10 protein-coding genes and 1 tRNA gene are annotated in these 11,812 nt (G+C 29.4%); 2 read left to right on the top strand and 9 right to left on the bottom strand.

Annotation, left to right across the window (positions count from 1 at the left end; genetic code table 11):
- Positions 1 to 319 precede the first annotated feature (319 nt).
- The gene (locus tag K324_RS0111870; RefSeq protein ID WP_026749322.1) at positions 320 to 2,536 is read left to right on the top strand and encodes a heavy metal translocating P-type ATPase; all 2,217 of its coding nucleotides are present in this window, start codon (positions 320 to 322) and stop codon (positions 2,534 to 2,536) included.
- A 230-nt stretch (positions 2,537 to 2,766) separates the two neighbouring features.
- Here K324_RS0111870 and purD read toward each other — a convergent pair whose 3' ends face one another.
- The 9 genes from purD to K324_RS0111915 form a co-directional block, all read right to left on the bottom strand.
- A complete protein-coding gene (gene purD / locus K324_RS0111875; RefSeq protein WP_026749323.1) occupies positions 2,767 to 4,032 on the bottom strand; it encodes a phosphoribosylamine--glycine ligase in 1,266 nt (421 codons plus the stop codon).
- A gap of 241 nt (positions 4,033 to 4,273) precedes the next feature.
- Positions 4,274 to 4,789 carry a zeta toxin family protein gene (locus K324_RS0111880; RefSeq protein ID WP_026749324.1) on the bottom strand — a complete coding sequence of 172 codons (516 nt, stop codon included), beginning with the start codon at positions 4,787 to 4,789 and terminating at the stop codon, positions 4,274 to 4,276.
- An 8-nt stretch (positions 4,790 to 4,797) separates the two neighbouring features.
- A complete protein-coding gene (locus tag K324_RS0111885; RefSeq protein ID WP_051354463.1) occupies positions 4,798 to 5,958 on the bottom strand; it encodes a tetratricopeptide repeat protein in 1,161 nt (386 codons plus the stop codon).
- A 105-nt stretch (positions 5,959 to 6,063) separates the two neighbouring features.
- The gene (locus K324_RS0111890) at positions 6,064 to 6,339 is read right to left on the bottom strand and encodes a Txe/YoeB family addiction module toxin (protein ID WP_026749326.1); all 276 of its coding nucleotides are present in this window, start codon (positions 6,337 to 6,339) and stop codon (positions 6,064 to 6,066) included.
- Complete coding sequence (locus K324_RS0111895) at positions 6,333 to 6,572, bottom strand: type II toxin-antitoxin system Phd/YefM family antitoxin (protein WP_026749327.1); 240 nt, start codon at positions 6,570 to 6,572, stop codon at positions 6,333 to 6,335. Before K324_RS0111895 ends, K324_RS0111890 begins: the two co-directional genes overlap by 7 nt.
- A gap of 72 nt (positions 6,573 to 6,644) precedes the next feature.
- Positions 6,645 to 7,898 (bottom strand): YARHG domain-containing protein, encoded by a 1,254-nt coding sequence (locus K324_RS0111900; RefSeq protein WP_026749328.1) that lies wholly within the window; start codon positions 7,896 to 7,898, stop codon positions 6,645 to 6,647.
- A gap of 57 nt (positions 7,899 to 7,955) precedes the next feature.
- Complete coding sequence (locus K324_RS0111905; RefSeq protein ID WP_026749329.1) at positions 7,956 to 9,131, bottom strand: YARHG domain-containing protein; 1,176 nt, start codon at positions 9,129 to 9,131, stop codon at positions 7,956 to 7,958.
- Positions 9,132 to 9,604: 473 nt separating this feature from the next.
- Positions 9,605 to 11,137 (bottom strand): DKNYY domain-containing protein, encoded by a 1,533-nt coding sequence (locus tag K324_RS0111910; protein WP_026749330.1) that lies wholly within the window; start codon positions 11,135 to 11,137, stop codon positions 9,605 to 9,607.
- 201 nt (positions 11,138 to 11,338) lie between these two features.
- Positions 11,339 to 11,415, bottom strand: a tRNA-Lys gene (locus K324_RS0111915).
- 151 nt (positions 11,416 to 11,566) lie between these two features.
- On the opposite strand from K324_RS0111915, the gene K324_RS0111920 reads away from it, so the two are divergent.
- On the top strand, positions 11,567 to 11,812 hold a 246-nt coding region (locus K324_RS0111920), incomplete at its 3' end, for a transposase family protein (protein ID WP_026749331.1).

Below are 11,812 nucleotides of genomic sequence, written 5' to 3' on the forward strand. Positions count from 1 at the left end.
TCCTATAATATTTACAATTTATCATGATAACTCCAATATTTATCAAATTAAATCATAATATAATTTTCATAATAAAATTTAATGAATTATATCACACCATTCTAACAATACCCTTTCATTTTTTTTTTTTTGATTAGAACATTTAATTTTTATTAAAATAATTGTTGAAATATTGTAATACACCCTGATAAAATAACTTTAAAATTATGCAAAAAATATGTTGACAATAATTATAAAATATAGTAAACTATATATGAATAGATGTTCATATGTTTAAATAAAACAAAATTGATAAATAAAAAAAACGGAGGTTAGGCTCATGAAAACTAATGAATGTACGCTGTTTATTGAAGGGGTAGACTGCCCTAACTGTGCTGCTAAGATCGAACGTAAATTAAATACGCTGGAGAGAATTAAGGCGGCTACTGTTGATTTTCTTGGGAAAAGGGTTATTGTGGAGTCTGAGAATTTTTCACAGGATGAGCTGGCAGAATTTATTCAGGCTGAAGTGAATAAAATTGAGAACGGAGTAAAGATTTCTACCAAAAAACTTCATGCTCACAGCCATAGCCATTCACATGCCCATGCCCACTCCCATGATCACAGCCACTCTCACGCTCATGGAGAAGAAGATACTGATAAGATTAAGAAAAAATTGTTAATTGGCGGAATTTTATTTGTTTTAGGAATTTTTATTCCAAAACCTTTATTTATTCCTAAATTTGCTGTTTTTTTAGTAAGTTATTTAATAATTGGTGGCGATGTATTGCTTTCTGCATTAAAAAATATTTTAAAAGGACAAGTTTTTGATGAAAACTTTTTGATGGCAATTGCAACAGTTGGAGCATTTGCTATTGGAGAATATCCCGAAGGTGTGGCTGTTATGCTGTTTTATCAGCTTGGAGAACTGTTTCAAGGCATCGCAGTTAATAATTCGAGAAAATCTATTATAGCATTAATGGATATTCGTCCAGATTATGCAAACTTAAAAACTGACGATGGAATAAAAAAAGTAAATCCTGAAGAAATAAAAGTTGCTGACATTATCGTGGTAAAACCAGGAGAAAAAGTGGCTCTTGATGGAAAAATTATAAATGGAAGCTCAACTTTTGACACTTCTGCCCTGACAGGAGAATCACTGCCACGTGAAGCAAAAACAGGAGATAACGTCCTAAGTGGATTTATAAATAAGACTGGACTTATAGAAATCGAAGTTACAAAGGTATTTTCTGAATCAACTGTTTCTAAAATACTTAACTTGGTGGAAAATGCAAGCAGTAAAAAATCAAAGACAGAAAATTTCATTACAAAATTCGCAAAATATTACACTCCAGCAGTTGTAATTACAGCCTTGATTATGGCAATTTTCCCTCCATTATTAATTTCAGGTGCAACATTTACCGACTGGATTTACCGTGCTTTAATATTCCTTGTTGTATCTTGTCCATGTGCTTTAATTATCTCTATTCCATTAGGATTTTTTGGTGGAATTGGCGGTGCTTCAAAACACGGAATTCTGGTAAAAGGTGCAAATTATCTGGAAGCATTGAACGATGTGGAAAGTATCGTTATGGACAAGACTGGAACTTTAACAAAAGGTGTATTCAAAGTTACTGAAATTAACGTTGAAAATAATGTAAAAATAAATGATTTTGAAAATAATAAAACTGACTTGACACAACCCTTATTATTAAAATATGCTGCACACATTGAAAAATTTTCTACTCACCCTATTGCCCAGTCAATAGTGTCTGAATATGAAAATTCTGCTACAAAAACTGATGAAAGCATTGTAAAAGATTTTGAAGAAATTTCAGGATTTGGAATAAAAGCTAACATAAATAATCATCAAGTCTTGGCTGGAAATTCCAAATTAATGAACTCTGAAAATATTGAATTTACTGAAAAAGAAAATTTAGGAACCGTAATTTACATTGCATTTGACGGACAATATATCGGAAATATCCTGATTTCTGATGAAATAAAAGCAGATTCTCCAAAAGCAATCAAAGGAATGAAAGCTAATGGAATAAAAGAAATTGTAATGCTAACAGGTGATAACAAGGCAATTGGTAAAAATATCGCCCAAAAACTTGGAATTGACAAAGTGTTTGCTGAACTGCTTCCAAATGAGAAAGTTGAAAAGCTGGAAGAAATTTACAAGACTAAAAGTGAAAAAGGGAAAGTTGTATTTGTCGGAGATGGAATAAATGACGCTCCTGTACTTGCCAGAGCCGATATTGGAATCGCAATGGGAGGTGTCGGAAGTGATGCCGCCATCGAAGCTGCCGATGTTGTAATAATGAACGACGAACCTTCAAAAATAGTAACTGCTATGAAAATAGCCAAAAAAACTAAAACAATCGTTTGGCAAAACATTACTTTAGCATTTGCTGTAAAATTAATTGTCCTGCTTCTAGGACTTTTCGGTGATGCAACAATGTGGGAAGCTGTATTTGCCGATGTTGGCGTTGCCCTGCTTGCTGTATTAAATGCAACTAGAGTTTTAAAATATAAAGTAAATGAAAATTATTAATTGAAAATATTTTTGGAAATAAATAATTTTTAAACAAAAAAGTGCACTTTGAGGATAAATAAATATCTTTAAGTGTACTTTTTATTTATTTCATACTATTCCCCATTTATATAGCGAATATTTCTAGTTTCTAATGTTATTTAGCATTGACTATGAATTTTTTCAAAAAAAGACTGTCCAAACAACAGCCTTTTCTATCATATTATTATTTAATATTTTTTCAATTTTTATTAAAATCTTCCACCAATATCTTTTCTAAAATACATTCCCTTAAAATTTATACTATTCAAAAGTTTATACGCCTTTTTCTGTGCTTCTTCCAATGTATTTCCCAAAGCTACGGCATTTAATACTCTTCCACCATTTGTCAACAATTTTCCGTCTTCAACTTTTGCTCCACAGATAAACACTTTGTTGTCAGCAGTTTCTTTAAAGTCAAGAACTCCTGTAATTTCATCGCCTTTTTTGTAACTTTCTGGATAACCTCCAGCAGCGGCTACTACACAGCATGAATGTAATGGTTTCCAGCTAACTTTAACTTCCGATAATTTTTTGTCAAAAGATTTTTCTATTAACTCAAGTAAATCATTTTCAAGAAGTGGTAATACCGCCTGAGTTTCCGGATCTCCCATTCTCATATTGTATTCAAGCAGATAAACGCCCTTTTTCGTAATCATTAGCCCAAAGAAAATCACTCCCGCAAAATCCATTTCTTCGGCCTGCATTCCCTTCAAAGTTGGCTCCATTATGTCTGACTTAAATTTTTCAAAAATTTCATCCGTAACAAAAGGATTTGGACTGATAACTCCCATTCCTCCTGTATTTAACCCAGTTTCATCTTCTCCAATCTTTTTGTGATCCTTTGCTGATAATAGTGGCACAATAATTTTGCTGTCTGTGAACGATAAAATCGAAGCCTCCACTCCATCCAGAAATTCTTCGATTACAACTTGACTTCCAGCATTTCCAAATTTCTCATCAACCATTATATCTTCCACAGCCTTAATTGCCTCATTCAGATTTTGAGCAATAATAACACCTTTTCCAGCTGCAAGCCCGCTAGCCTTTATAACCACAGGAAAATCTTTCCAGTTATTCAAAAATTCCTTAGCTTTTTCAGAATTATCAAAAATTTCATAAACTGCCGTCTTTATCCCGTATCTTTTCATAAAATCCTTAGAATAAGCCTTACTTCCCTCAAGAATCGCAGCCTTCTTATCAGGCCCAAATATTTTCAGTCCATTTTTATGAAATTCATCCACAATACCTTGAACAAGCAATTCCTCACTTCCCACAACAGTCAATTCCACATTGTTGTCTCTTGCAAACAAAATATACTCATCAATTGAGCCTAATTTCACACTTTCTGCATTTGGCAGCATTTCTACGCAGGCATTTCCTGGAGCTATAAAAATCTTCTCCACCTTTTCATTTTGAGAAAGTTTCCAGGCAATCGCATGCTCCCTTCCACCAGCACCTACAATTAATATTTTCATCATTTCCTCCTTCAGCATTTCTACATTTCTGACTAACCTATATTTTTCACATCTTTTGAATATATTTTATCATATTTTTTCACAATATTAAATGCAAAAGCTAGAAAAATTTTAACCTATGCTCATTTTATATTTCCAATTCCATTAAATAATCCACCTGCTCATTTTCCACCAGCACAAACACAATTAATTTGTTTAAATATTTCAAACCACAATAAAAAATCAAATACACCTGAAACTTTTACAATTCAATATCAAATTGATACCCATCATCAATAAGCGTATAATCAATATTATGAATTTGACATAATTTTAACACTTTGTCATTATCTCTCAAAACACTTTCCAATGTGCAATAACTATCATCTATCCGACTTTCAACAACATTTGCATGTTTTTTTATATCATCAAAATGCTTATTAATGTAATTTTTACTCATAACCAGACAAATACATCTTATATTTTCTAAATATTCTTTTTCAAAATCTTTTTTCCAGTCAAACGAAATATAGCACCCTTCAACAATAAAATTCTGCTTATTTTCAATAGCCGTTTTTATCATTTCCGAAACAATTGGCCATAACAAATCTGTTAATTCCTCATCACTGCTCATAGCCGTCAATTCGGTATGCCCACTTCGTATAAGCCCCATTTTTAAATGATCAATAGATAAATACGGATACTTATATTTCTCAAGTAGGGTTTGTGCAAGTTTAGTTTTTCCAGTATGAGAAGCTCCCATTATTAAAATTATCATTTTCCCTCCTAATTCTCATCAATTATCAAATGTTGTGGACAATCAAGTAACCAACATTCATTTTCAAAAAACATAAATATTTCTACCTTAGGCTTAAAATCTGTATTCAATATTTTTTCCAGCACTAAATTAATGTTTTTCAATTTCTGTTTTTCATCTTCTATCATTTCCAAAAGTTCTTCTTCCGTTGTATCTTTCCGATATTCTTCATCAGTCTTGATTTCTTTAATATTTTGAAAAATTTCTTTTTCAGCTTCTTTCAATATTTTGTCTATTTTCTCAAATTTATTCAATTGTTTCAAAGAATAAAGATACGGTGCCATATAATTTGCTTCTAAATTAAAATTAACATTCTCTGCATATTTACAATATTTTTCATAATTACCACATAAATAATATAAATCTTTTATATCACCATTATCAATGGTGTTAAAACCTTCATACGTCAACCAATTCAAATATTTTTCATAATCTGTTTTCTCCAGCATTTCAAACTCTTTTATTTTTTCCAAAAGTTTTTCTATATTTCCAGTATCTTTATTTCCTAAATAAATTTTACAAAGATCTCTGTAAAAATGATATTTAATATTGTCTAGATTCTCTATTAACAAATCATCTAAAATTTTTTCAGCTTTTTTATATTCTTTATTTTGAATCAAAATCAGTGCATATCCATAACTGTATTTTGTTTTATCACTCATTTTGCAGGCAATTTCTATATTTTCAAGAGATTTTTGATATATTTTAGCATAAAAACAAATACCTGCAAGTCTGTAATAAATGTCTGCATTATTTGAATTAATTTTTATTGCTTTTTCAAGATAATCAACAGCCTTTTCTTCCATACATCCCATATCTTCACACAAATAAGCCAAATCAGCATATATTCTAAACTTTTCATCTTCTGTCAAAATATCAAAATTCCTTTTCAAAAATGTTTCTAAAATTTCTATACCGTCGCATTTTCTACTCAAATAGCAAACTCCCGCCAACTGACAAACGACTGAAACATCCTCAGGATTTTTTGTGGTTTCTTTCAACAAGTATTTCCTATAATTTTCAAGTGCAGCATCATATTCTGTTCTATCTTCATTTCCCATTTTTTCCCATATTTTATAAATATATTTTTTCATACCTTCATTCAATTTAACTTCAATATCCAACTTCATCTCCCGATTTTTATTTTACACTTATTATAACATCTTTTGCCAAAACAAAAAAGGCTACAATTTTACTTGTAACCTGTATTCTTTCACAATTTATTTATTCTGCTTTTAAATTTCATAATGTATCCACATACTAATGATATTTATTCTTTTCTCTTCTTCTATAACTTCATACACTAGCCTGTGCTGTTTATTAATTCTTCTTGAATAGTAAAGTTTCAAATCTTTAGTTAAAATCTCATAGGACGGTGGTGTTTGAAAAGGATTTTTCTTTATAAGGTTTATTAATTTTTCCACATTATTTTTTAATGCTGGAAATTGCTTTATTTTCTCTTTATCCTTATTAGCTTTTTTCAAAATATAAATTTTGTATTCTTCTACCATTCAAAAGCCTCGTAATCTTCATCAGAAGCATTTTTTGCCGCTTCAATTTTTTCTTTCAATGTTGGATCTGATAACAAGTATAGAGTTTCTAATAAACCATTATATTCAGCTTCGCTAATGATAATAGCATTTCCTTTTTTAGTATTCACATTGATAACATCATTATAATCAATTGCCGACTCTAAATAAGAAAATAAATTTTTTCTCAAATTAGTTGCATTTGTATTTGTCATAAAAATCACTCCTTCCATCTGTGTACACAATACAGTACATCATCATAAAAGTCAAGCAACTTTTTATAATTTCTATTTTTTTCTGCTTTTTATAATTTTCTCAACACTTTTAATAACTTCATAGTCATTTTCATATAATTCCACATTTTTTCCAATAGGAACATACCACAAAAATTTTGAGAAATAATCTTTCAGTTTTTTATCTGAAAAATCATAACCTTTCAACGCATAAGGATAATTTTTCATTATGTTCAGATCAGCATCAGAAATCTTCTTTAATTCATCTTCTTTTAATAATCTTGCGTTATAAGCTGCCTGCATCAAATCATCTGTATATCTAAAACCTTTTTCAGTTTTTTCAGGAAAATAATCCTCAAGGTTCAGATTACGTATTTCTCTTAATCTAAATTCATCTTTAGGACTGAAATCCTTTGTCTTGAAACGTAAATATCCTTTTTTTAATTTTGCATAAAGAACTCTACTTTTTACATTATCATCATATTTTTTATATCTGTAATCAATATTTCCTTCCCCAATTAATTCCCAATCATATTTTTTATATCCGTAATCAATATTTCCTTCCCCAATTAATTCCCAATCCACTCTTTTTCCATTTTTCATCTTTATCTCCGGTATTTCAATAAAAGCATTTCCTGGCTCGACAATCACTTCAAAATCATCCACTTTCTGATTTTTCCATTTTGAAATAGTCGTCCATACATAGTTAAAATCATTAGAAATAGAACCCTCGATTCCACCATAATGATAGCTATGCTCAACTACATTTTCACCCTTCTTAAAATTTGCCTTGAAAAAATAAACATAGCTTTTTCTGTAATAATCAGCATCCGCCTTTGCTTTTGCTTTATCATATTCCTTAAAATATTTCTTTATTTCTTCAAGCTGTTTAATATCTTTCGGAAGAAAATCTGTCAATTTATATGTTTTCATACTTACATTTTTTCCATTTACAGAAGTTTTAAAATTTCTGAAATTATAATCTTCGTTTGCTTCTTCTCTGTTCTCTGGATCACTAAGCCATTCTTCCTGTCCGCTTTCAGGTGTAATAAATCCAATATACCTCTCACCGGCCTCAGGACTGTCAAATACAAATTTTACAGTTACTGTCATTCCCTCTGCCATTCCATAGTCGGCTTTAACACTTTCCTTTTTAAAATGTATTTTTTCACTCTTTATGGCTATATCCGATACATTCATCGGAACAATATGTCCACCTTGCGATCTAAATTCATAATCATTTGCCAGTAAATTTACTCCAAATACGGATATTATACAAAATAATAAAAATATTTTGATTATTTTCATGACTATCATCTCACTTTTTTCTAAACTTTTATAATCTTAAATAAATAATTTCTATATTTATTTTTTCCTATTTTTTATAATCTTATCCACACTATTGATAACTTCATAGTCATCTTCTCCCAATTCTACATTTTTTCCAATTGGAATATACCACAAGAATTTTGAAAAATAATCTTTCAATTTTTTATCTGAAAAATCATAACCTGCCATTGCATAAGGATAATTTCTCATTATTTTCAAGTCTTCATTAGTAAGTTCTTTAAATTCATCCGCTGGTAAATATTCCGCACGGTAAGCTGCTTGTGTTAAATCATCTCTATATTTAAAGCCTTTTTCAGTTTTTTCAGGAAAAGCGTGATTACCATTTATATATGCTATTTCTACTAAGCTAAATTCATCTTTAGGCTCAAAATTTTTTGTCTTAAAATGCAAATATCCATTTTTTAATTTTGCATAAAGCATCCTATATTGTCCATCTCTATCATAATAATCTTTATATCCGTAATCAATATTCCCCTCTCCAACCAATTTCCACTCTATATTTTTTCCATTTTTCATTTTTATTTCAGGTATTGCAATCAAAGCACTTCCCGGCTCAACAATTACTTCAAAATCATCCACTTTCTGATTTTTCCATTTTGAAATAGTCGTCCAAACATAGTTAAAATCATTAACTCCAACACCGCCACTTCCATCGTAACGATAACTATGCTCAACTACATTTTCACCCTTCTTAAAATTCGATTTAAAATAATAAACATAGCTTCTTTTATAGTAATCAGCTTCCTCTTTTGCCTTTTCTTCATCATATTCCTTAAAATATTTCTTCACTTCTTCAAGTTTCTTTACGTCCTTTGGAACAAAATCGGTTAGTCTATAGGAAACTGTGTTTACATTTTTCCCATTTACAACCGTTTTAAAATTTTTAAAATGATTTACTTCATCCCACTCATCATTCCCGCCTTCGGGCGTAATAAACCCAATATATTTCTCCCCAGCCTCAGGACTGTCAAACACAAACCTAACAGTTACCACCATTTCACTCTCTAACCCATACTCACTCTTCACCTTTTCCAGCTTAAAATGCAGCTTCTCACTTTTTATAGCAATATCAGACATATTCATTGGCACAATATGCCCACCTTCCGAACCAAACTCCCAGTCATTTGCCAATAAATTCAATCCAATAAGAAACATTAAACAAAATAATAAAAATACTCTGATTTTTTTCATAGCAACCACTCCTGTTTTTTATTAATTTTTTTGTTTTTCATTATAAATTATACCCTATATTAAATTTTAGTCAATATATTTAATTTTTATTTTTGAAAATATAAATCACAATATTATACTAAACCTCGTTTAAAAATAAGAATAAGTTTTTATAATAAGGTTAATTCATAATCATTCAATTAAATTGTTTTTTATTATTTTTTAGATATTTTGATTAATAGATATTTTTTCATATTATTATGCTTTTTCTTTATTTATTTTCGTAGGATTGCTCATTGCCGCAAATCCTTATCTTGCAGTAAAGATTTATCCTAATAATTAAAATTGTGGCAAGATTGTTATGCAATAACTGTTACAACTATTAATTTCAGAACTTTCAATATCAATATCTTCAAATTCTTTTAAAGCAGAAAATAAATTGAATTGAAAACTTAAAAATAATATTTTAAAAATTATTTTTTTAATTAGAATATTTATTCAGTTATTTTACAATACTCATATTTATGATTTCTATCTTCCCCTTGCGAACTATACTCATTTTTCACTTTAAAATTTCTAGCGTCTGCACCATTAATTCTTTCTCCAAGGCAATAAACTTCTTTATCATCTTTTACATAATACTCATTCAAAACCTTCGTTTTATTAACATTCAATTTTTCTAATTTTTTTACTTTTTTAGAAAAGTCTGAATCTGAGATAAAATAAACATTGTGTTTATCTTTCGCATAAAATCCATTTAGTCCTTTCACATCGCTAATTGCCTCAAAAGTTTCTGCATCACTAATTCCTTCTAATTTTTGCCCAATGTAATAGACATTGTGTTTATCTTTTAAAATAATATCAGTTATTGCTTTTGCACTATTTGAATCTGAATTTTCGATTTTTTGTTCTCCATAATAAATATAATTCTTGTCTTTTCCATAATTTTCTGTCAATTCCTGAAAACTTGCGGCATCTGCACCTTCAACTTTCATATTGCCGTGATTGCTATTATAGTAGACAATTTTGTCATCTTTTAGGTAATTTTTCTTTATAACTCGAAATTTATCTGGATTTACTGGTAACTTTTCCACTGTAGTTGGCTTAGATACATTGTAAATATCTATAAAATATACACCTTTGTCATTTTTTACATAATCATTTCTCTCACCAATTAAGGAAAAATTTTTGGGACTTATATTTAAAGGCTCATCAATGTTATATACGTTGTTATCATCAATTTCCAAAAGTCCTATGACAGTTCTACCTTTTTGAGCCATATTTTCGCTTGGTTCTTTAGATGTGTTTTTATTGACACCCTTCACTTTTTCCCCCTCTAAATAAAAACTGTTTTTATCTTTTGCATACCCGTCATTCAAAACTTCAAAACTTGAAATATCTGCTCCCTTTATTTTTCTGTTTTCAAAATAAATGCTATTTTTATCCTTTGCATAAGAATATCCTAGTTCTTCAAAAGTTTTAAAATCAGCTCCTTTTATTCTTTGAGCATCATTTAATACATAATAAATCCCATTTTTATCTCCGATATAACGGACACTATTTTTATCAGGCGAATTAAATACTTTTAAAGTGATAGAATCTATCTTTTTTCTCAAGTTTTCGTTTTCAATAATAAATTCATCATCATCTTCTAGATAAATTCTATCTCCCATATTATAAACAAAATTTTTATCTTTAGAAATATTTCCTTTAACAATCACAAAACTTGCTAAATCAGCTTCATATATTTCATTTTTCTCAAAATAAACCCTATCCTTATCCTTTCCATATTCACCATTTATATCCTGAAAAGTATCCATATCTGCTGGAAAATACTGAATATCCAATACTCTATAAAAATTCCCCTCCTTTTCAATTTCCCTAAAACTTTTTTTCACTTCTTCCAAATCAGAATAAGACTCATCTTGCCTATAATAAACTCTTCCATTCTTTTTAATATACTCTCCAAATCCAATATTTCCTAATAAAATTGCTAATACTAACACTTTAAAAATATTCTTTTTCATAAAAAATACTTACTCCTTTTCATTTTTTTATTTTTCACTGCTAAATATTTCCTATCTTTAGCTATTTTTATATTCAAATATGTTTTATTCAACAAATTATACCACATTTTTTATTTTAAAGTCTTTTAAAATTTTAAAGTAAAAAAAATAAGAGCCTGAATACTCTTATTATACATTAATATTATATTTTATAGAAGATGATGGTGGGACTGGTGGGGATCGAACCCACAACCTACCGATTAAGAGTCGGTTGCTCTGACCAGTTGAGCTACAGTCCCATATTGACTACGTTAATTAGAATATCATAATTTTAAAAATTTGTCAATACCTTAATTTCAAAAAATAGGGTAATCGCATGTTAAAATTTTCTTTTTTAAAATAAATAATCTTATCCAAGTATAGTATAATAAAGAAAAAAGGAGTCGTGCCATGAAACTGGAAATATTGAATTTTTTTGAAAATTTGGAAGATACTAGAAAAAATAAAGGAAAAATGTATAAATTGAATGATGTCATCATAATGTCGATTTTTGCTATCCTGTCTGGCTGTAAGGATGCCACTGAAATTGAATATTTTCTTGATCTTAGGCAGGAATACTTCACTCAGTTGCTGGATTTAAAGCATGGAACACCTTCCCATGATACAATTTCGCATATTTTTAGAATCATAAAGCCG

This window comes from Leptotrichia trevisanii DSM 22070 (assembly GCF_000482505.1).
Taxonomy (GTDB): Bacteria; Fusobacteriota; Fusobacteriia; order Fusobacteriales; family Leptotrichiaceae; genus Leptotrichia; species Leptotrichia trevisanii.